Genomic DNA, 20,147 nt, shown 5'->3' with positions numbered 1-20,147 from the left:
GGATGAAGACAAAAGAGGCAGTATAGGGTGGGCAGGATGAGAATGCAGATTCCTCATTCCACCACGAGTTCCGGATTGTTCTTCACTTCGTTGAGGACAAAAAAGGAACGCAATTGCCGCACCCCCGGCAAGCGCAGCAGGGTGTTGGCATGCAGGCGATTGAAGGCTTGCAGATCCTTCACGCGCAGCTTGATCCAGTAATCGAATTCCCCGGCCAGCAGCAGGCACTCCTGGACGGCGGCAATCTCGCGCACCGCCTTCTCGAATTCGGCGAAGCTCTCCGGGGTGGAACGGTCCAGCACCACGCCCACCGTCACCAGTACCGGCAGACCTAGTTTTTCGGGATCGAGGATGGCGCGCACTTCCTTCACATAGCCCTCGTCCATCAGCCGTTTGGTGTGGTTCCAGCAGGCCGTGGCACTCATGCCGAGCTTCTTGGCCAGCTCGGCATTGCCGATGCGGCCATCCTTCTGCAGCGCCTTGAGGATGCGCTTGTCCATGCGGTCGAGCGTCATGATGATTCTTTCCTTAAATGACAAATTATCGCAATTTTCTTTGCATGAAATAATTTACATCGATTTTTCATCACGAATCATGCCATAAATTCGGAAGCACCATTTTAATCCTCCGGCGTAAAGTTGATCCCGGCGATTCACCATGAATCGGACCAGATTCGGACCCCTTTCGACCATCCACCTGAACCGGAGCACTCCATGCTGGCACTCGACAAACTCTTCCCTCGCAAGACCCTGGGCTTCTTCCCCTCCCCCATCCACAAGCTGGAACGCTTGTCCGCCATGCTGGGCGTGGAAGTGTGGGCCAAGCGCGATGACGTCTCCTCGGGCCTGGCCTTTGGCGGCAACAAGATCCGCAAGCTTGAATGGCTGGTGGCCGATGCCCTGGCCAAGGGCTGCGACACCCTGGTTTCGATCGGCAACATCCAGTCCAACCACACGCGCCAGGTCTGCGCAGCGGCTGCTGCCGTGGGCATGAAGTCCTACACCGTGCAGGAAACCTGGCTGGAATGGGATGACCCGGTCTACGACAAGGTCGGCAACATCCTCCTGACCCGCATCATGGGCGGCAACCCGATCATGGGCGGCTATGGCTACTCCACCACCGAGAAGGACACCTGGGCGCGCGCCCTGGAAGAAGTGCGCGCCAAGGGCGGCAAGCCCTATGCGATTCCGGCCGGTGCGTCGGACCACCCGCTGGGCGGCCTGGGCTATGCCAACTTCGCCGATGAAGTCGCGATGCAGGAACAGCAGCTGGGCATCTTCTTCGACAACATCGTGGTGGCCACCTGTACCGGTTCCACCCAGGCCGGCATGGTGGTCGGTTTCGCCGCTCAGGAAAAGCGTCGCCGCGTGATCGGCATCGACACCGCCGATGATGAAGCCATGACCCGCCGCGCCGTCACCAAGATCGCCAATGACACCTGCGAGCTGATCGCCGCCAAGGGTGGCCAGCGCGTCGTGGTGCGCGATGCCGACATCGAGATCATTCCCGACTACAGTGGCCCGGCCTATGGCTTGCCGAGCGAGCAGACCATCGCCGCCATCCGTACCGCGGCCGAGATGGAAGCCATGCTGACAGATCCGGTGTATGAAGGAAAATCCATCGACGGCTTGATCGACATGGCCAAGAAGGGCCATTTCAAGGGCCAGCGCGTACTGTATGCCCACCTCGGTGGCGCACCGGCACTGAACGCTTATTACAAGGCCTTCGAAGATCCGGAAAACCTCACCAAGCTGGCGCGCGAAGCACGCTACAAGGAGTAAGCCGGAGCGCTCCGCGCAGACGCATCGGCGCGCTGCACATCCAGCCCGTGCCTGCTCAAGCAGGCCGGGCTTGTGTCATTTTGGGGCGCAAGTTCCCGCTGGCCGGCTCATTTTTTCTTCATGTGCCTGCCCGCTTGATCGGCATCAAAGCCCGCAGAAAGCTTCACGCGTACCTTTCGGACATCCTCACTCGACAGGTAAAACACCGTGAAAAAAATCGTCACCCTCACTGCCGCCGTGGCCGCCCTGGCCTCCTCCTTTGCTGCTGCTCCCGTGTTCGCACAGGAAGCCCAAGGCCCGTGGCTGGTGCGCGTACGCGCCGTCAACCTGAGCCCGGAAAACAAGTCCGACCCGGTCGGCGGCACCGGCGCCTCGGACCGCATCACCATCAACAACAAGGTGATTCCCGAGTTCGACATCAGCTACTTCTTCACCCCGAACATCGCTGCCGAACTGGTGCTGACCTATCCGCAAAAGCAGGACGTGCGCCTGGACGGCACCAAGATCGGTACCTTCAAGCACCTGCCGCCGACCCTGACGCTGCAATACCACTTCATGCCTGAAGCGGCCTTCAGCCCCTACATTGGCGCCGGCATCAACTACACCCGCATCTCCAGCGTCAGCCTCGCCAACGGCCTGCAACTGGATAGCAGCAGCGTCGGTGGCGCCCTGCAGATCGGTGCCGACTACAAGATCAACAAGAACTGGCTGATCAACTTCGACATCAAGAAGGTGCAGATCTCCAGCGACGTGAAGACCGCTGCCGGCACCAAGGTCAGCAACGTCAAGATTGATCCGTGGCTGATCGGCGTTGGCGTGGGTTACCGTTTCTAAGGTATTCTTGCCGCACCCAAACGGCGCGATCCGTCATCGATGATGACCGGTCGCGCTGTTTTTTGGGATCCGCGCTAACGTCCCGCCACCGGTTTTCCGGCCGCCATGTCTTGCAATGCCATCCGCCCCTTGCAGCGTTAGCTGGAGCAGTCTCCTGCGGCATGCTCCCCCGTCCACCGTTTGATAGTAGGAAGAGGTAATTACGATGTCGACGACTTCGCACCCCCACACCCCGGTCGCGCCTGGCGCACCGATGCCCCATCGCAAGATCATCCGCTCCTGGGTGATCCCCATCAGCCAGCGCAGCACGGCCATCGCCCTGGCGCTGTCGGTACTGGACTTCTGCCTGTTCGGCGCCAGCCTGGCGGCCATCGTCTGGGCCCCCTGGCTACTGGCCAAGATCGCCCTGGGCGTGGTCAATGGCTTCATCATCGGACGCCTGTTCATCCTCGGCCACGATGCCTGCCACCAGGCCTTCACGCCCAGCCGCAAGCTCAATACCTGGCTGGGCCGCCTGCTGTTCATGCCTTCGCTCACGCCCTACAGCCTCTGGGCAGTGGGCCACAACGTGGTGCACCACGGCTATACCAACCTGAAGGGTTTTGATTTCGTCTGGCAGCCGCGCTCGCTGGAAGAGTTCCGCGCCCTGCCGCGCTGGCGCCAGCGCCTGGAGCGCCTCTATCGCAGCGGCTTCGCTCCGGGTCTGTACTACATGGTCGACATGTGGTGGAAGCGCATGTACTTCCCCTCCAGGAAGCAGATGCCGACCCGTCGTGCCGAATTCATGTGGGATGGCGTGCTGGTGACGGCCGTGGCGGCTGTCTGGATCGCCGGCCTGGCCTGGGCTGCGCAAGCCACCGAACAATCCTTCTGGACCCTGCTGGTGACCGGTTTTGCGATTCCGCTGCTGTTCTGGAAGGCCATGATCGGCTTCGTGGTGTATGTGCACCATACGCATACCTCAGTGGCCTGGTATGAAGACAAGATCACCTGGGCTGCTGCGCAACCCTTCGTCTCCACCACCGTGCACCTGACCTTTGGCCGCTACTGGGGCGCGCTGCTGCATCACATCATGGAACACACCGCGCACCACGTGGACATGAGCGTGCCGCTGTATCGCCTCAAACAGGCCCAGAAGAAGCTGGAAACCATGCTGCCCGGCCGCATCGTGATCCAGCGCTTCTCCTGGCGCTGGTATTTCGATACCGCACGTCGCTGCAAGCTGTACGACTTCAAGCGCCTGTGCTGGACCGACTATCGCGGTCGTCCCACCAGCACGCCGCTGCCGCTGCCGGAAGTCAACAAGGCGACGGCCGAAGCCTGATCCGGCAGTGGCCGGTCAACGCCTTCAGATCGCCACGAAGATACTGAAGTTTCAATAACAAGACGGTCGCATGGAAGGGCATTCGCGGGTCCCCGGTAACCCCGCGATACCGCCCACTTTCCCCCATCAAGGCCGCTTCTCTACACTGCGCTGTGCGCGCTTTCCGGTGCCGCTCAGGCACCGTCAGTTGTGATGGATTGCAGTGAAATTGCGCGTGACGACGCGGCCTCGCCAGTCGATTTCGGCGATTACTTAGACCATGTTTGATCTGGGACAAGAAATGCCGTCTGATACGGGAATACTGTGCTTCCTATTACGTTCCGCGCACTTAAAATCGAGTCATTCGATTGCCACAAGTCCGCCGGGAACATCGTATGAACCAGCCTTGCCACTCCACTTCGCTCGCCGCTGGCGCCACCAACGCCAACGCTTCCCTGACCTCATGCTCGCCGCTGACGGCCGCGCGTGAAGCCGCTGCCAGCTCCGCGCTGCGCAGTTGCACCGCCTGCGGCATGCACCAGCTGTGCCTGCCCATGGGTCTGGACGAATCCGACATGAAACGCCTGGACAAGATCATCGGCCGCCGCAAGGTCGCACGCGATGACTTCCTGTACCGTATCGGCGACCGTTTCACGGCACTCTATGCAGTGCGCGTGGGACACTTCAAGACCTACCAGGAAAACCTCGACGGCGACCGCCAGATCACCGGCTTCCAGATGCCCGGCGAACTGCTGGGCATGGATGCCATCAGCACCGAGCAGCATCAATGCGATGCGGTGGCCCTGCAGGACAGCGAAGTCTGCGAAATCCCGTTTGCACGCCTGGAACAGCTGTTCGGCCAGATTCCGCATCTGCTGCGTCATTTCCACCGCATGATGAGCCACGAGATCACCAGCGAACAGAACGTCATCATGCTGTTGGGGAACATGCGTGCGGAACAGCGGTTTGCCGCTTTTCTGGTGAATTTGTCTTCACGTTACGCTGCACGCGGCTATTCCTCCACACGCTTCCAGCTGCGCATGACGCGCCAGGACGTCGGCAACTATCTCGGCCTGACCATCGAGAGCATCAGTCGCCTGATTTCCAAGTTCCGCAAGCAGGGTCTGCTGGCGGTGGAACAGCGCGATGTGGAAGTGGTCGACCTGGCCGCGCTCAAGCGCCTGGCTGCGGGCGTGGATGCCTGCACTCCGGTGGCGGCGGCAACCGCCCGCTCGGGCAGCTAAGCGCTAGCGGCCCGAAAAGCGTCCGGGGTGCTCAGCCCTGGACGTAATGGCGCAGGCGCTCTCTTGGCAGCGCCCGCGTCAGCCGTACGGCCAGCAGGCCACATGCGGCAAAACTTCCCCAGAAACAGAAGAACCCTACGGTGTAGGCCGCCAGAGCTTCCCACTCATGGCCGGCCGCCATGGCCAGCTCCTCGGGATTGAACAGGGAAAAGAACATTCCTTCGGCCGCGATGGCCATCAGGAAGGCGACCCAGCCCACGATGGCGAGATTGCGTTGTTGTTTGCGCATGACTGTCTCCTTGATGCAGGAAGTTTCATCCGTAGAGGGCCGGTCTTGAAGCCGGCTTCACTCCAGCTTAGCGCATTATTCGGCCGGTGCGTAGGCCTCGGCATTCATTTCGATGCTGCGCTGTTGCGGCCACACCCAGGTACCGTGCAGGCGCCAGCGGTGGCTGCCATCTTCGGCTACCAGGCGCCAGCGCGCCTGTTCCATCTCCGCCAGCGGCACCGAGAAGCTGCCATCGGCGGCGGGGTGGACCATGAGCGTCCTGTCCTTGGCGGGCAGCGTCGGGTGCACCAGGTTCAGTACCAGGGTCTGCCCTTCTTCGCCGGTAGCAGGCGTCTGGCGCATCTGCAAGCGGCCCCGCAGCACCGCGCTGGCCGGATCATAGGCAATACCGATGGAGGCGCCCAGGCGCTGCGCTTCGTGATCGCGGCGCAGGTCCTTGTTGATGGCCTTGCCCTGCTTGTAGTAATCGTCGGCCACCAGCGCATCGGCGCGCGAAATGGCCAGCCAGGCGGTGAAGATGCCGGCCACCACCACCAAGGCCGGGCCGGACATCAACAGCCAGGGCCAGCGGTGACGGTACCAGGGAAGGGTGTTGCCAAGCTTGGGGGAGACGGTCTGCATGGTTTCCTCTCGATATGACGTTGGGTTCATGTGAGCTGCGCCATTTTCTGCCGTCAGCGGCGCGGCACCAGGAAGACCGCCTTCTCGCTGACGTGCAGCGCGGGCTGGTCCTCGGCCTGCAATTCGATATGAATCTTGTTGGAGCCGGACTCGCCTGCCCCGTGCGGTGCCCTCACCCTGACCGGCACCATCAGGGTCTGGGTCGCAGCCAGTTCGATGGGACCGGCTGGATCGACCGTCAGACCGTCGATGCCGGTGGCGCTGATGCGGTAGCGATGGCCGCGCTCGTCGGTATTGATGACCTGCAGGCGATAGACGTTTTCGATGATGCCATCTTCCACTTCGCGCCCCATCGAGCCCCGGTCGCGGATCACATCCAGCTTCAGCGGGGTGCGCACCACCAGCGAGCCCAGGAACAGCGCGATCACCGCCCCCAAGATGGCGGTGTAGATGAGGATGCGCGGACGGAACAGGCGGCGCCGGATTTCCGGCGTCGAGAAGCCCTGCTCGATGGCGTTCTCGGTGGAATAGCGGATCAGGCCGCGCGGACGGTCGATCTTGTCCATCACGCTGTCGCAGGCATCGACGCAGGCGGCGCAACCGATGCACATGTATTGCAGGCCCTGGCGGATATCGATGCCGGTGGGGCAGACCTGGACGCACATGGTGCAGTCGATGCAATCGCCCGCCTTGCTGCCCTCCTGCAGCTTGGCCGCCTTGGCCGCCGGCATGCGTGGCTCGCCACGGGTGTCGTCGTAGGTAATGATGAGCGAGTCGCGGTCGAACATGGCGCTCTGGAAGCGCGCATACGGGCACATGTACTTGCACACCTGCTCGCGCATCCAGCCGGCATTGCCGTAGGTGGCGAAGGCGTAGAAGACGATCCAGAAGCTTTCCCACGGGCCCAGCGCGAACTGCCCGATTTCAGGCAGCAGGTCGCGGATGGGCGAAAAGTAGCCGACGAAGCTGATACCGGTCCACAGGGCCACGCTGCCCCAGGCCAGGTGCTTGGCGGACTTGCGCCAGAGCTTGTCGAACGACCAGGGCTGGCGGTCCAGACGCATGCGGGCGCTGCGGTTGCCTTCGATACGACGTTCAATCCACAGGAAGATCTCGGTGTAGACCGTCTGCGGACAGGCATAGCCGCACCAGACGCGGCCGGCAATGGCCGTGAAGAGGAACAGGCTGAAGGCACAGATGATCAGCAATGCGGCCAGCCAGATGAAGTCCTGCGGCCACAGCACCAGGCCGAACAGGTAGAACTTGCGCGAGGCCAGATCGAACAGCACGGCCTGGCGCTCGTTCCAGTTGAGCCACGGCAGGCCGTAGAACACCAGCTGCGTCAGGAACACGCACAGCCAGCGCAGGCTGGCGAAGCGTCCTTGAATCTCGCGCGGGTAGATCGGTTCACGCGCGGCATACATGCGGATGACGGCATATTCATCCTTGCCGTCCTTGCGGGGCGCTTCCTCCTGGGATGGCGGGCCCTCTTCCTTGCCCTGCCTGGGTGTCATTGCGGCCTTGTTCATGGTCTTGCCTGCTCTGCTTTCGCTCTCTGTCATGCGCCCCTTGGCCGGGCGCGGCCGGTATGGCCATCACGAAGAACGCCGGGGCCGCGCAGTTCTGTGACTGCGTCGGCCCCGGCGCGGGTTCAACTGCTCATCGGAGCCTACTTGGCCTCGGCATTGCTGGGCTTGTTGGACAAGCTCCAGACATAGGCCGCCAGCACGTGCACCTTGGGTTCACCGAGGAATTCGCCAAACGCCGGCATGGTGTTGTCGCGGCCTTTGTTGATGGTTTCCTTGATGGTGTCGATGCTGCCGCCGTAGAGCCAGATCTTGTCCGACAGGTTGGGCGCGCCCAGGGCCTGGTTGCCCACGCCGCCAGGGCCGTGGCAGGCCATGCAGGCGGCGAACTTGGACTTGCCCAGCTCGGCCTTGATCGGGTCATGCGCCGAGTTGGACAGGCTCAGCACATAATTGGCGACGTTGTCGACATCCTTGTCGGTCCCCACCGCAGCAGCCATGGGTGGCATGACGCCGTGACGGCCCTTGAGGATGGTTTCCTTGATGATCTCGGGTGTTCCGCCATGCAGCCAGTCGTTGTCGGTCAGGTTGGGGAAGCCCTTGTTGCCGCGCGCATCCGAACCGTGGCACTGCGCGCAGTAGGTCAGGAACAGGCGCTCGCCGATGGCATGGGCCTGCGGATCAGCGGCCACTACCTTCAGGTCCTTCTTGAGGTAGCTGTCGAAGAGCGGTCCGTACTTGGCTTCGGCCTGCTTGACGTCGGCATCGTGCTCGCCGGTCGAACGCCAGCCCAGGGTGCCGGGCAGGTTGCCCAGGCCGGGATAGGCGATCAGGTAGCCCACCGAGAAGATGATGGTGATATAGAACAACCACATCCACCAGCGCGGCAGCGGGTTGTTCAGTTCGGTCAGGTCTTCGTCCCAGACATGACCGGTGGTCGACCCGGCGATGGGCTGGTCGCCCTTCTTGACCTTCCAGCTGGACTGCTGCCACAGCAGCAGCGCGCAACCGGCGATACCCAGCACGGTCAGGACGATGATCCAGATATTCCAGAAACCATTGGTGAAATCAGCCATGGCTTGTCTCCTTGTCGCTGCTGTCGGCCGCGGGCTGGCCGATGTCGCCATCGGCGAAGGGGATCATCTCGGCTTGCGTGAAGTCAGCGGGCTTGTGGCTGACATAGGTCCACCACAGGATGCCGGCAAAGGTGAGGAAGCTGATCAGCGTGATCAGGCTGCGTGGATCGGTCAACATTTCAATCATGGTCTTATCTCTCCGCCTTGATCAGGACACCCAGGCCTTGCAGGTAGGCGATCAGCGCATCCTGTTCGGTCTTGCCGACCAGCTCGGCCGGCGCATTCTTGATGTCTTCTTCGGTGTACGGGTCGCCGATGCGCTTCAAGGCCTTCATGCGCGAGACGATGTCGTAGTTGTCCAGCTTGGTCTGCTCCAGCCACGGATAGGCCGGCATGTTGGACTCCGGCACCACGTCACGCGGATTGTGCAGGTGGGCGCGATGCCATTCATCGCTGTAGCGGGTGCCGACCCGGGCCAGGTCCGGACCGGTACGCTTGGAGCCCCACTGGAAGGGGTGGTCATAGACCGATTCACCCGCCACCGAATAGTGGCCATAACGCTCGGTCTCGGCGCGCAAGGGGCGGATCATCTGCGAGTGGCAGTTGTAGCAACCCTCGCGGATGTAGATGTCGCGGCCGGCCAGGCGCAGGGCCGAGTAGGGCTTCAAGCCGGCGATCGGTTCTGTGGTCGATTTCTGGAAGAACAGCGGCACGATCTCGGCCAGGCCACCCACGCTGACCACCAGCAGCACCAGGCCGATGAGCAGCCAGGGGTTCTTCTCAATCCATTCATGCGAAAACTTCATACTTTCCCCCAATCAGTGCGCAGCGTTGGTCACGGCAGGAATCGGTGCGACAGCCAGTTCGGTGCCGCGCATGGTGCGCCAGGTGTTGTAGGCCATCACCAGCATGCCGGACAGATACATCAGGCCACCCATCAGACGAATGACGTAGTACGGGTAGGTCGCCTTGACGCCCTCGACGAAGGTATAGGTCAGGGTGCCGTCGGGATTGACCGCACGCCACATCAGGCCCTGCATCACCCCGGCGATCCACATGGCGGCGATGTAGAGCACGATGCCGATGGTGGCTACCCAGAAGTGGATCTCGATCAGATCCTTGCTCCACATCTGGGTCTTGCCCGACAGACGCGGGATCAGGTAATACATCGCTCCCATGGTGACGAAGCCAACCCAGCCCAAGGCACCGGAGTGCACGTGGCCGATGGTCCAGTCGGTGTAGTGGGACAAGGCGTTGACGGTCTTGATGGCCATCATCGGACCTTCAAAGGTGGACATGCCATAGAAGGACAGCGAGACCACCAGGAACTTCAGGATGGGATCGGTACGCAGCTGGTGCCAGGCGCCCGACATGGTCATCATGCCGTTGATCATGCCGCCCCAGGACGGTGCCAGCAGGATCAGCGAGAACACCATGCCCAGCGACTGGGTCCAGTCAGGCAGCGCGGTGTAGTGCAGATGGTGCGGACCGGCCCACATGTAGGTGAAGATCAGCGCCCAGAAGTGCACGATGGACAGGCGATAGGAGTACACCGGACGGTTGACCTGCTTGGGAATGAAGTAATACATCATCCCCAGGAAGCCGGCGGTCAGGAAGAAGCCCACCGCGTTGTGACCGTACCACCACTGGATCATGGCATCCTGCGCGCCGCTGTACATGGAGTAGGACTTGGTCAGCGTGGCCGGCATGGTCATGCCGTTGACGATGTGCAGGATGGCCACGGCGATGATGAAGGCACCGTAGAACCAGTTGGCCACGTAAATGTGCTTGACCTTGCGCTTGACGAGGGTGCCGAAGAACACCACGGCGTAAGCGACCCAGACGATGGCGATGAGAATGGTCAGGGGCCATTCCAGTTCGGCGTATTCCTTGCCGCGGGTCAGCCCCATGGGCAGCGTGATGGCCGCACCGACGATGACCAGCTGCCAGCCCCAGAAGGTGAAAGCGGCCAGGAAGTCTGAGAACAGCCGCACCTGGCAGGTCCGCTGGACGACGTAATACGAGGTAGCCATCAGCGCACAACCGCCGAAGGCAAAGATGACTGCGTTGGTATGCAGGGGACGCAGCCGGCCGAAGCTCAGCCAGGGAATCCCCATGTTCAATTCGGGCCATGCCAGCTGGGCGGCGATGATCACACCGACCAGCATACCGACTACGCCCCACAGGATGGTCGCCACGGTAAATTGGCGCACAACCGTGTAGTTGTAGCTATTTTCTTTGCTCACGAAACTCTCCCCACTTTGTTGAGTACTGTTCAATGCGAGCTTACGGGGCAAGCCTTCCAGGGGCATTGACGTGTATCAAGTAGAAAGACAGCGGCAGAGAAATGCCGCAGATCGTGAGCCACAGGCCGCAGCGCGCGGCACGCAAGAGCGGCTCAGGAAGGATCGTGCCGACCCTGCGGCGCAGGGGTGTCATCGTCGTGGAGAATGCGCATGGCCGGGCCTTCGAGGTCATCGAACTGGCCGCCGTCGGAGGCGCGGAAGAACACCCAGATCGCCACGAACACCAGCAGCGTACTGAGCGGAATGAGCAGGTAGAGCGCTTCCATCACGCCCCTCCTGCCAGTGCTGGCCGAGGTGCCGATGTCGGCACCGTGACCGGCAGCGATGGGCGCGTGGCCCGACTCAGGCGCAAGGCATTGCCGACCACCAGCAGCGAGCTGGCCGACATGCCCACCGCCGACATCCAGGGATCGAGCAGGCCGAAGGCTGCCGCCGGGATGGCGAGGAAATTGTAGAGGCTGGCCCACACCAGATTCTGGCGCACGATGCGCATGGTGCGCCGAGCCATCTGCGCGCACTGCGCCACGGCAGACAAGCGGTCGCTCATGATGACGGCATCGGCACTGACCTGGGCCAGCGCCGCACCCTTGCCCATGGCGAAGGACACATCCCCGGCGCGCAGCATGGCGGCATCGTTGATGCCATCGCCAACGATGGCCACCACCGCCCCGCCCTGCTGCAGTTCGCGCACCACCTCCAGCTTGCGTTGCGGGGTACAGCCGGCAATCACTTCATCGATGCCGACGGCGGCCGCCACCTCGGCGCAGACGTCAGGCTGGTCACCGCTGAGCAGGATCACGCGCATGCCCTGCGCACGGAAGGCGGCCACCGTCTCTTCGGCATCGGCACGCAATGCGTCGGCCAGGTCGAAGCGCGCCAGCCAGCCATCGCTGTTGCCCAGATAGACCGACCCGGCCGCCGCGGCAGCGGGATGACTCAGCTCGGAAGGCAGCCGTGCTCCGGCAAGCTCGGCCACGAAACGACGCGCTCCCAGACGATGCGGTACGCCATCGATGAGGCAGTGCATGCCAGCACCGGTCACCGAACCCAGTTGCATCACCTCGCACGCCGCAATACCCTGACGCCGCGCCTCGTCCACCAGTGCCCTGGCCAGTGGATGCAGGCTGCCGTGCTCCATGGCCGCTGCCAGCGACAAGGCCCGTGCTTGCGGAATGCGGCTCCACAAGGCCGTCAGTTGCGGCCGGCCCTGGGTGAGCGTACCGGTCTTGTCGAAGAGAATGGTATCGGCGCGTTGCAAGGTTTCCAGTACATTGCCACGCACCACCAGGGTACCTTCACGCAGCAGGCGATCCGTCGCGGCGGCCAGGGCCGAGGGCGTGGCCAGCGACAGCGCACACGGACAGGACACCACCAGAACGGCGATGGCCGTGGCCCAGGCGCGCGCAGGATCGATCAGGTGCCAGGTGAGAAACGTGATGGCCGCCAGCAGCAGCAAGGCCACCACGAAGCGCGAGGCCACGATGTCAGCCCACTGCGCCAGGGCCGGCTTGCCCTGCCCGGCTTGCTCGGCCAGGCGGGTAATGGCGGCCAGCGTACTCTCGCGCGTGGTGCGCAGTACACGCAGCAGCACCGGCTGGCTCAGGTTGACGGCACCGCCCGGCGCCTCCTGGCCGGGCTGGAAAGTCTGCGGACGACTTTCGCCGGACAGCAGAGCCAGATCCAGTTCGGCCAGACCTTCGAGCAGGCAGGCATCGGCGGCGATGGTATCGCCGGGACGGGCCAGAATGACGTCGCCGACCTGCAATTGCGCGGCTGCCACCAGCGTCGTCTCACGTTGCTGCGGATAATTGCGCAGCACCAGCGCCGCCGCAGGAAAAGCCTGCTGCATGCGTTCCAGCGCCGCCGCCGACTTGCGTCGTGCGGCGGTTTCCAGATAGCGGCTAGCCAGCAGCAGAAAAATGAACATGCTCACGCTGTCGAACCAGATCTCGCCCTCCCCGCGCCAGGTGGCGATGGCGCTGCCGGCGAAGGCGGCGGCGATGCCAATGGCCACCGGCAGGTCCATGCCCGGCGCACGGGCGCGCAGACCTGCCCAGGCGCCGGTGAAGAACGGCAAGGCCGAATAGAACACCGCCGGTATGGTGAGGAACAGGCTGGCCCAGCGCATCAGCGCCATCATGTCGGGATCGATGCCTTCACGCGTCATGTAGACCGGAACGGCATACATCATCACCTGCATCATCGACAGGCCCGCGATGAACAACTGGCGGAACAGGCGGCGACCGGCGCGGCGCGCCTGTTCGCCCTGGCGTAGCGGATCGAAGGGATAGGCGGTATAACCCAGGCCACGCAGGCCGCGCAGGATGGTGGAAGTGGAACAAAGGGCGGGATCACGGCGGATGTGCAGCCGTGCACTGGCCACGTTGAGTTCGGCCATGTGGATACCGGGCAGCCGCGCCAAGTATTTTTCGATCAGCCAGACGCAGGCTGCACAGCGCAAGCCATCGATGGACAACACCAGTTCCTGCGCTTGGTCGGTTGTGCCAGAAACTTCACCATCGCCCGTCTGCACGGGCAGGTCCACCAGCGCCAGCTCGGGCGGCAGCAATTGTTCCGGGTCGACACGGGCTGAGGGAACGGTACGACGCAGGTAGAAATCTTCACATCCACTCTCGACGATGAGCCGGGCCACGCTCTGGCAGCCCACGCAGCACAGGGCGCGCTGAACACCGCCGATCTCCAGCCGCCACGACTCCCCCGCCGGCACCGGCTGGCCGCAGTGGAAACACAGGTTCGCCGCGTCACTTTCCTGCTTGCGCATGGTCATCCTCCATGTACCGGACTGACGCAGAATACGTCGATCCAGCCACGTGCGATTCCCAGGCCGCCTATTTCGGCAACGCGCAGCAAACCCAGCAAGCCGAAGGCCAGCACGATCACACCGGCGCTGCGCCGCACCCAGGCCCGCGCGACCAGCTGACGCAGGCGCGCACCCGACATGCCTGCCACCAGCAGCACCGGCAAGGTGCCGGCACCGAAGCTCAGCATGGTCAATGCGCCCTGCCAGGCACTACCGGCCATGAGTGCGGTGAGCAAGGCGCTGTAGACCATCCCGCACGGTAGCCATCCCCACAGACTGCCCAGCAGCACGGCCTTGGCGGGCGTATCGACCGGTACCAGCCGTGCCGCGTGCGGACGCAGGCGCGCCCACAAGCCGCTGCCCAGTTGCTCCATGCGTGACATGCCGCTCCACCATTGGGTCAGGTAGAGCCCCAACAGGATCAGGATGAGATTGGTGATGACGTAGGCCACCGTCTGCGCCGGTGCCATCCAGCCCAGCACATCGGCGCCGCGCAGCAGACCGGCGGCGATGCCACCGGCCAGCGCACCCGCCAGCGTATAGCTGGACAGGCGTCCCAGGTTGTAACCCAGCACGCGTACCAGGTCTTGTCCGAAGGCCTGCAGCTGCGCCGGGCCAACGAAATGAAGAGGAATCACGCGAGGTGTGCCGCGCACCTGCTGAGCCGCCATGACGCAGACCTGAGCCGGTGCCGGTGCTGGCCTGCCCGATGCACGGGCAGGCGCGGCCGAACTGAGCGCACCGACGATGCCGCCACACATGCCGATGCAATGGACACTGCCCATCAGGCCTACCAGGAAGATCGGCAGCAGGTTCATCGTGGCTCCGCTCAGACGGTCTGCGAATAGCGCTGCGGTGCGTCCTTGTTTTGGCTCGCAGCCTTCTCGCGATCCTGGGTCAGGTAACGATCGAACACCATGCAGATGTTGCGGATCAGCAGGCGCCCCTTGGGCTCGACGGTGATCCATTCAGGTTCGATCTTGATGAGGCCGTCTTGCTCCAGCAGCTTGAGCTTTGCCATCTCGGGTGCGAAGTATTCGCGGAAGACGATGGGATAGGCGATCTCCAGCGAGTTGATCGACAGTTCGAAATTGCACATCAGTCGCTGGATGATGAGCCGGCGCAGCACGTCATCCATGCCCAGCTGGATCCCGCGTGCAATGGGCAAGGTGGAGTTTTCCAGACGGGCGTAATAGCCGTCCAGGGTCTTTTCGTTCTGGCTGTAGCTGCCGCCCACGGCGCTGATGGCCGAGACGCCGCAGGCCACCAGATCGGTCTCCGAATGGGTGGAATAGCCCTGGAAGTTGCGATGCAGGCGGCCCTGCTGCTGGGCGATGGCGAGGTCGTCGGTGGGTTTGGCGAAGTGATCCATGCCGATGTAGACGTAACCCGCACCGGTCAGCTGGCGGATGCACAGCGAGAGCATATCGAGCTTGCTGTCGGCGCTGGGCAGGTCTTCTTCCCTGATCTGGCGCTGGGTCTTGAACAGCGCCGGCATGTGCGCATAGTTGTAGACGGCGATGCGGTCGGGGCTGGCGGCGATGACCTTGGCCAGGGTGCGCGACATGGACATCACGTTCTGCTTGGGCAGTCCGTAGATCAGGTCGATGCTGACCGAGCGGAAGCCGGCATCACGCGCGGCGGCGATGATCTGCAGCGTCTGCTGCTCGGACTGCACGCGGTTGACGGCCAGTTGCACCTCCGGATCGAAGTCCTGGACGCCCAGGCTGATGCGGTTGAATCCCTGCTGGCGCAGCTTGTGGACACGCTCCACCGAGACCGTGCGCGGATCGATTTCGATCGAATATTCGCCGACGTGATCCGGTGCCAGCGTGAAACTGTGGCGGATGTGGTCCATCAGGTCAGACATCTGCTCGTCCGACAGATAGGTCGGCGTACCGCCACCGAAGTGTAGCTGCTCCACCTGGTTCATGCCGGAGAACAGCGAGCCCTGCATGCTGATCTCGCGCTTGAGATAGCTCAGATAGAGTGCAGCCTTGGCGCGGTTCTTGGTGACGATCTTGTTGCAGGCACAGTAGTAACAGATGGTGTCGCAGAACGGAATGTGCAGATACAGCGACAGCGCCCGCCAGGCGCTCATGTTGCGGCGGTCGGAGACCGCGTGCAGGTAGTCGGTGACGTCAAAGTCGCTGGAAAAGCGGTCTGCCGTCGGATAGGAGGTGTAACGCGGGCCACGCTGGTCCATTTTGCGCAGGACGGCCTTGTTCATGCCGGCGAGACTGGCGGAAGGATGCAGGGTGGACGGATGGGCGACTTGCATGCGATGCTCCTGGCCGGCTGCCGCGCCGGACTGACGCGGCGCGCACATGCGCTGGGCCGCGAGCCCACCGGGCGAGCTGGTAGTGACTGGAGCTTGCAGAATAGACAGATCCTTGCAGGATCGCATTGATGTGCATCAAAGGGGCGGGCCTGTTGACCGGTGGATATCAGTTACGTCATGGCTCAAGCAGTACAGCCGCATACCGGCGCCCGTTGGCTCAACCGTGCCACCAGCCTCAGCACCTCAGTGCTGAGCGCCTGCGCGGGCCTGTCCATAACAGGCCCGCAACGCGTGATAGTCGTAGTAGTGGCTGCGGGGCGCGATCCTGGCCTGATCACAGGACGACTTGAAATCCATCTCCCCCTCGTTGTACAGCAGTCGCACCAAGGTACGTCCGGCGGCATTGGCAAACATGTCCCATTGCAGGTTGGCAGCCATCGGCGCAATCTGCGCGCCGCGCCAGCCATTGCGAGCCGGCACATAGGGTTCACGCGCGTCAACCTGCTGCGCCGCACCGGGCAGGCCCAGCAACGTGGCCAGCGGTATGACGATCTCGGCATGGGCAAAGCGCAGCTTGGCCAGATGCTGGCGCTGACCACGGTCGATGGCGTCGGCCTCATCAAAGAAATCCTGCAGCAGGATGCGTCCCATACGCGAAGTCACATCGCCCTGCTCTACCATTGCCGGCCCTTTGCTGTAGAAATCTTCAGCATCTTCGATTTCCGCGAAGACCTGCGCCGCCATCGGAGGCATGATGTTGTCGAAAACCTTCACATTGCTGCCAGCCCGCTCCAGTTCAGTACGCATCCCGGCACTGATGGCATAGAGGTCATACAGCGCCCTGGCTGCCTGCACGCCGCTGGCGATGACGCTGCGGCCGTCGCCGGTCAGGGTATTGGTATGACGCCCATCCGCGCTGGTAAAGCTGAGCGTGCCGCTGTTGCTGAAACGATAGCTACCCCGCTCCAGGCGCGTCAGGAAGTCCGCACTGAACAGCCGCGACAGGACCGCATCGGCGGCGTCCTGCAAGCGCGGATCCTGGCCGATGCGCGCCAGTTGCGCCTGCAGCGCCGCCCCATGCAGATAGGCTTGGTAGGCGCGGCTATCCCTCCAGGTCTGCAGGCGCAGCGTGGTCGTCTGTGTCGGGGGATTCTTGGGCAAACGATGGAAATACAGCAGATAGGCATCCTTGGACGGCCCCTCCACATGACCACGCAAGCCCGGACGAGCGGCCAGCAACGACTGCGTGAAGGCCTCTGCACTATCCACCGCGCGATCCTTGCCCGAACTGACCACGACGACCTCGCGTGCACCTGAGCTGGCCTGGTCGAACAGGCCGGGCAGACGTTGCACCATCCGTCGTGCCAGCTCGATGTGCTCTTGCAGCCCGGCCAGGGTCTCGTTGCCATAGCCGGGCTCGCTGATTCCGGGCACACCCGCCCCCAGCAGAAAATTGGCCCGCAGCATGGCCTGCAAGGCCGGTCCCAGCGTCTGGCCCAGCGGGGTCAGTGCGTGCTCCTGCTCGGCCTGCTGCCACAGGCGATAGAGGGCCAGATCGGATTTCATCCCGGTCAGGCCACGAGAACCATGGCGCGCCAGCAACTGGGTGAACACCGGTGCATAGCCGGCAGGCACCGGTTCCAGGCTGGAGAGCGGCTGGCGCGGGGCATAAGGTGTCTTGGTCTGGCGATCGTCACGATCAGCGGCCTGCGCCAGGCTGGCGGCCAGCAACAGGCCGATCAGCCAGGCACAGGCCCTGGCAGTTTTATGGAAGTTCATGCCACCGATCATGCGATATCAGCCTTTCCGGGTCGGGAACCCCTCACGCTCAGAAGTCGGCGCGCACGTTCAGGTTCAGGGTACGCGGCGCCCCCACGTTCAGGTAGGTTTCCTGATAGTAGGTCCAGTACTTGCGATTGGCCAGATTGGTGATGTTGGCGCTCCAGGTGGTCATGTGGCCGCCGATACGGGTGCGATAGTTCAGACCTGCATCGAACAGGCTGTAGGGCGAGAGCATGTTGGTATTGGCCGAATCCAGCGCCATGGTACCCACATACTGCGCGCCGACATGCAGTGACAGGCCTGCCAGGGTCGGCACCCGGTAGCTTAGCTGCGCACCGGCCTGCACATCTGCCGCGCCGACGGCGCGCTTGCCATTGACCGCTGCTGCCGCATGGGTGACTTCGGAGCCCATCACCATCAAGCTGCCATCCAGGCTCAGGTCCCGGGTGAGCTGTAGCGACGCATTGACTTCCACCCCGCGATAGATGCTCTGACCATCGGCCACATAGACGTTGGCGCTGTTGATGTACTGCGAGCCACGCTCGATGCGGAACAGCGCCAGGCTGCCGTTCCAGGCGTCGTGCTCGGTCTTGACGCCCACTTCTGCCTGCTTGCTCTTGATGGGAGCGAAGGTCTGGTTGGCATTGACCGTCGTAGTGGGCGCCGAGGCGCTTTGCTCCAGGGCCTCGGCATAGCTGACGTAGACCGTCGTATCGGCACGCGGCTTGAACATCACGGCGGCCGTCGGGCTCAGCGGACTGGCAGTGAAGCGTGCACTGGTGGCGTTGGCGGTGGTGTAGGCGGTATCAATGTAATTGGTGTAACGCAGGCCGGCCAGCAACGACCAGCGCTCATCGAACTTCATCGTGTCGCTGGCGAAGAGCGCGGTCTGCGTGGTCCTTTCATCACGATAGGTACCGCCGCTGTAGTTGACGCTATCGGCCGAGTAGATCGTCGGCGCATACAGGTTGCCGGTGCCGATGTAGGGCTTGGGCGTGGTCACGGAAGAAGTGGAAAGCAGGTTCTGGGCCATCGCACCGAACACGACTTCATGCTGCAGGAAGCCGGTGCTCACCTTGCCCTGCACCATGGCCTGTGCTTCGTTGAATTCGTAGCCGTGGTATTCGGATGTGAGGCGGTCGCGATAGTTGCCGCTATTGCTGGTGATGTAGTACTGATCCTTCTTGTAGACTCGCACCGATTCGGAATGACGCACGGCGACGGTGGCCTTCCAGTCATCCGAGAGACGATAGTCGGCACTCAGCGTCACCAGGCGGTAATCCACATTGGTGTAGGAGCCATTGCTGTAGAGGCGCGTGCTGCCATCCAGCGCCGATGGGATCTTGAAGCCGCTGACGATGACATCGGTGCCACCGGCGGTGATGCGCCGCTGGTAGAGGGCATCGAGCCTGACGGTCAGGTCGCTGCTCAGCCTGGCATCGAAGGAGGCACCGATGGATTGGCGGTTGATGCTGCCGTGATCGGCCTCGGTATCGCCGCTCTCGTTGACCAGGTTGATGCGGTAGCCCAAGCGCTGGTCCTCGCCCAGGCGACCTCCGGCGTCGACGTGTTCCTTCCACGTCCCGCCACTGGCATAGCCGAGATCGGTAGCGAGAAAAGCGTCATCGGTCGGACGCTTGGTGACGTAGTTGACGATGCCCCCCGGCGAGCCAAACCCGTACATGAAACCGGACAAGCCCTTGAGCACCTCCACCTGCTCGAACATCTCCAGCGGCATCTCGGTGCCCCGATTGATGTTGGCCAGGCCATCGATCTTGTAGCCGTTCAGGTCGTCCAGGCGCAGCCCGCGTATCGCAATGGTGGCCGGGTGAGTGCCGTTGACCGGACTGCTGTTGCTGACGCTGGCGTCGTACTTCAGCACTTCGGCCAGCGAAGTGGCCTGGCGGTCTTCGATCTCGTCGCTCGTGACGGCGCGCGTGGAGAACGGCGTCTCCAGTTCGGAACGCTCGCCGAGGGCTCCTCCGCTGACCTGCTCGGCCAGCTTCTTCTTGTCGGCGCTGTCGGTCACGGTGATCTGGGGCAGCACGCTGTCATCGGCCTGTGCCAGCAGCGGGCCGCTACTGCCCAGCAGCAGACCAGCGCCCAACAAGGCGCGCCGCATGGTGGAAGGACGGGGGGTGGCAATACGTCTGGAAATCATCTTGAACTCGCAGTGGATGGAAGTGAGGAATTTGGCCTTGCTTTTTTATGGTCTGAATCCGGGCATGCCCGATCAGCCTTTGGTATCGGTTGAATCTGATCTGTCTGTCTGCCTGTCTGCCT

The 20,147-nt window shown here is 62.8% G+C and carries 18 protein-coding genes; 4 read left to right on the top strand and 14 right to left on the bottom strand.

Annotated elements, in window-relative coordinates:
* Positions 1–53 precede the first annotated feature (53 nt).
* Positions 54–515: an Lrp/AsnC family transcriptional regulator gene (locus tag HNO82_RS10105; RefSeq protein ID WP_008330522.1), complete on the bottom strand. Its 462-nt coding sequence runs from the start codon at positions 513–515 to the stop codon at positions 54–56.
* 198 nt (positions 516–713) lie between these two features.
* On the opposite strand from HNO82_RS10105, the gene HNO82_RS10100 reads away from it, so the two are divergent.
* The 4 genes from HNO82_RS10100 to fnr all read left to right on the top strand — a co-directional run bounded on the left by HNO82_RS10100 (position 714) and on the right by fnr (position 5,162).
* Positions 714–1,781, top strand: coding sequence for a 1-aminocyclopropane-1-carboxylate deaminase (locus HNO82_RS10100; protein WP_175343620.1), 1,068 nt, complete (start codon positions 714–716; stop codon positions 1,779–1,781).
* Positions 1,782–1,988: 207 nt separating this feature from the next.
* Positions 1,989–2,615: an OmpW/AlkL family protein gene (locus HNO82_RS10095; RefSeq protein WP_175343619.1), complete on the top strand. Its 627-nt coding sequence runs from the start codon at positions 1,989–1,991 to the stop codon at positions 2,613–2,615.
* 253 nt (positions 2,616–2,868) lie between these two features.
* Positions 2,869–3,939 carry a fatty acid desaturase gene (locus tag HNO82_RS10090; RefSeq protein WP_008330529.1) on the top strand — a complete coding sequence of 357 codons (1,071 nt, stop codon included), beginning with the start codon at positions 2,869–2,871 and terminating at the stop codon, positions 3,937–3,939.
* Positions 3,940–4,313: 374 nt separating this feature from the next.
* The gene (fnr, locus tag HNO82_RS10085) at positions 4,314–5,162 is read left to right on the top strand and encodes a fumarate/nitrate reduction transcriptional regulator Fnr (RefSeq protein WP_175343618.1); all 849 of its coding nucleotides are present in this window, start codon (positions 4,314–4,316) and stop codon (positions 5,160–5,162) included.
* A gap of 31 nt (positions 5,163–5,193) precedes the next feature.
* Here fnr and HNO82_RS10080 read toward each other — a convergent pair whose 3' ends face one another.
* The 13 genes from HNO82_RS10080 to HNO82_RS10020 form a co-directional block, all read right to left on the bottom strand.
* Positions 5,194–5,451 (bottom strand): hypothetical protein, encoded by a 258-nt coding sequence (locus HNO82_RS10080; RefSeq protein WP_008330535.1) that lies wholly within the window; start codon positions 5,449–5,451, stop codon positions 5,194–5,196.
* A 75-nt stretch (positions 5,452–5,526) separates the two neighbouring features.
* Positions 5,527–6,072, bottom strand: a complete 546-nt coding sequence (locus HNO82_RS10075; RefSeq protein ID WP_175343617.1) for a FixH family protein — start codon at positions 6,070–6,072, stop codon at positions 5,527–5,529.
* A gap of 53 nt (positions 6,073–6,125) precedes the next feature.
* Complete coding sequence (gene ccoG / locus HNO82_RS10070) at positions 6,126–7,601, bottom strand: cytochrome c oxidase accessory protein CcoG (RefSeq protein WP_175343616.1); 1,476 nt, start codon at positions 7,599–7,601, stop codon at positions 6,126–6,128.
* Between the two features lie 140 nt (positions 7,602–7,741).
* Positions 7,742–8,674: a cytochrome-c oxidase, cbb3-type subunit III gene (gene ccoP, locus HNO82_RS10065; RefSeq protein WP_175343615.1), complete on the bottom strand. Its 933-nt coding sequence runs from the start codon at positions 8,672–8,674 to the stop codon at positions 7,742–7,744.
* Positions 8,667–8,861 (bottom strand): cbb3-type cytochrome oxidase subunit 3, encoded by a 195-nt coding sequence (locus HNO82_RS10060; protein ID WP_008330546.1) that lies wholly within the window; start codon positions 8,859–8,861, stop codon positions 8,667–8,669. The genes ccoP and HNO82_RS10060 overlap by 8 nt, the downstream gene beginning before the upstream one ends.
* Before the next feature lie 4 nt (positions 8,862–8,865).
* Positions 8,866–9,480 (bottom strand): cytochrome-c oxidase, cbb3-type subunit II, encoded by a 615-nt coding sequence (gene ccoO / locus HNO82_RS10055; protein ID WP_175343614.1) that lies wholly within the window; start codon positions 9,478–9,480, stop codon positions 8,866–8,868.
* A gap of 12 nt (positions 9,481–9,492) precedes the next feature.
* A complete protein-coding gene (gene ccoN / locus HNO82_RS10050) occupies positions 9,493–10,920 on the bottom strand; it encodes a cytochrome-c oxidase, cbb3-type subunit I (RefSeq protein ID WP_008330550.1) in 1,428 nt (475 codons plus the stop codon).
* Between the two features lie 152 nt (positions 10,921–11,072).
* Entirely contained in the window at positions 11,073–11,246 is a 174-nt protein-coding gene (gene ccoS, locus HNO82_RS10045; RefSeq protein WP_008330551.1) for a cbb3-type cytochrome oxidase assembly protein CcoS, read from the bottom strand.
* Positions 11,246–13,762, bottom strand: a complete 2,517-nt coding sequence (locus tag HNO82_RS10040) for a heavy metal translocating P-type ATPase (RefSeq protein WP_175343613.1) — start codon at positions 13,760–13,762, stop codon at positions 11,246–11,248. The genes ccoS and HNO82_RS10040 overlap by 1 nt, the downstream gene beginning before the upstream one ends.
* 2 nt (positions 13,763–13,764) lie before the next feature.
* The gene (locus HNO82_RS10035) at positions 13,765–14,619 is read right to left on the bottom strand and encodes a sulfite exporter TauE/SafE family protein (protein WP_175343612.1); all 855 of its coding nucleotides are present in this window, start codon (positions 14,617–14,619) and stop codon (positions 13,765–13,767) included.
* Positions 14,620–14,630: 11 nt separating this feature from the next.
* Positions 14,631–16,082: an oxygen-independent coproporphyrinogen III oxidase gene (gene hemN, locus HNO82_RS10030; RefSeq protein WP_175343611.1), complete on the bottom strand. Its 1,452-nt coding sequence runs from the start codon at positions 16,080–16,082 to the stop codon at positions 14,631–14,633.
* A gap of 243 nt (positions 16,083–16,325) precedes the next feature.
* Positions 16,326–17,861 carry a histidine-type phosphatase gene (locus HNO82_RS10025; RefSeq protein WP_175343610.1) on the bottom strand — a complete coding sequence of 512 codons (1,536 nt, stop codon included), beginning with the start codon at positions 17,859–17,861 and terminating at the stop codon, positions 16,326–16,328.
* Positions 17,862–17,910: 49 nt separating this feature from the next.
* Complete coding sequence (locus HNO82_RS10020) at positions 17,911–20,025, bottom strand: TonB-dependent siderophore receptor (RefSeq protein ID WP_249776977.1); 2,115 nt, start codon at positions 20,023–20,025, stop codon at positions 17,911–17,913.
* Positions 20,026–20,147: the final 122 nt, after the last annotated feature.

Source organism: Herbaspirillum sp. C9C3 (assembly GCF_013359625.1).
Lineage (GTDB): Bacteria > Pseudomonadota > Gammaproteobacteria > Burkholderiales > Burkholderiaceae_D > Herbaspirillum.
The sequence above is the reverse complement of the archived record's forward strand: the minus strand, read 5'-3'. Positions and strand labels throughout refer to the sequence as shown.

What these genes read in the sequence shown, in the direction of transcription:
- HNO82_RS10105 (WP_008330522.1), bottom strand. Translation starts at nt 515, where the DNA reads ATGACGCTCGACCGCATGGACAAGCGCATCCTCAAGGCGCTGCAGAAG.
- HNO82_RS10100 (WP_175343620.1), top strand. Translation starts at nt 714, where the DNA reads ATGCTGGCACTCGACAAACTCTTCCCTCGCAAGACCCTGGGCTTCTTC.
- HNO82_RS10090 (WP_008330529.1), top strand. Translation starts at nt 2,869, where the DNA reads ATGCCCCATCGCAAGATCATCCGCTCCTGGGTGATCCCCATCAGCCAG.
- fnr (WP_175343618.1), top strand. Translation starts at nt 4,314, where the DNA reads ATGAACCAGCCTTGCCACTCCACTTCGCTCGCCGCTGGCGCCACCAAC.
- HNO82_RS10080 (WP_008330535.1), bottom strand. Translation starts at nt 5,451, where the DNA reads ATGCGCAAACAACAACGCAATCTCGCCATCGTGGGCTGGGTCGCCTTC.
- HNO82_RS10075 (WP_175343617.1), bottom strand. Translation starts at nt 6,072, where the DNA reads ATGCAGACCGTCTCCCCCAAGCTTGGCAACACCCTTCCCTGGTACCGT.
- ccoG (WP_175343616.1), bottom strand. Translation starts at nt 7,601, where the DNA reads ATGAACAAGGCCGCAATGACACCCAGGCAGGGCAAGGAAGAGGGCCCG.
- ccoP (WP_175343615.1), bottom strand. Translation starts at nt 8,674, where the DNA reads ATGGCTGATTTCACCAATGGTTTCTGGAATATCTGGATCATCGTCCTG.
- HNO82_RS10060 (WP_008330546.1), bottom strand. Translation starts at nt 8,861, where the DNA reads ATGATTGAAATGTTGACCGATCCACGCAGCCTGATCACGCTGATCAGC.
- ccoO (WP_175343614.1), bottom strand. Translation starts at nt 9,480, where the DNA reads ATGAAGTTTTCGCATGAATGGATTGAGAAGAACCCCTGGCTGCTCATC.
- ccoS (WP_008330551.1), bottom strand. Translation starts at nt 11,246, where the DNA reads ATGGAAGCGCTCTACCTGCTCATTCCGCTCAGTACGCTGCTGGTGTTC.
- HNO82_RS10040 (WP_175343613.1), bottom strand. Translation starts at nt 13,762, where the DNA reads ATGCGCAAGCAGGAAAGTGACGCGGCGAACCTGTGTTTCCACTGCGGC.
- HNO82_RS10035 (WP_175343612.1), bottom strand. Translation starts at nt 14,619, where the DNA reads ATGAACCTGCTGCCGATCTTCCTGGTAGGCCTGATGGGCAGTGTCCAT.
- hemN (WP_175343611.1), bottom strand. Translation starts at nt 16,082, where the DNA reads ATGCAAGTCGCCCATCCGTCCACCCTGCATCCTTCCGCCAGTCTCGCC.
- HNO82_RS10025 (WP_175343610.1), bottom strand. Translation starts at nt 17,861, where the DNA reads ATGAACTTCCATAAAACTGCCAGGGCCTGTGCCTGGCTGATCGGCCTG.
- HNO82_RS10020 (WP_249776977.1), bottom strand. Translation starts at nt 20,025, where the DNA reads ATGATTTCCAGACGTATTGCCACCCCCCGTCCTTCCACCATGCGGCGC.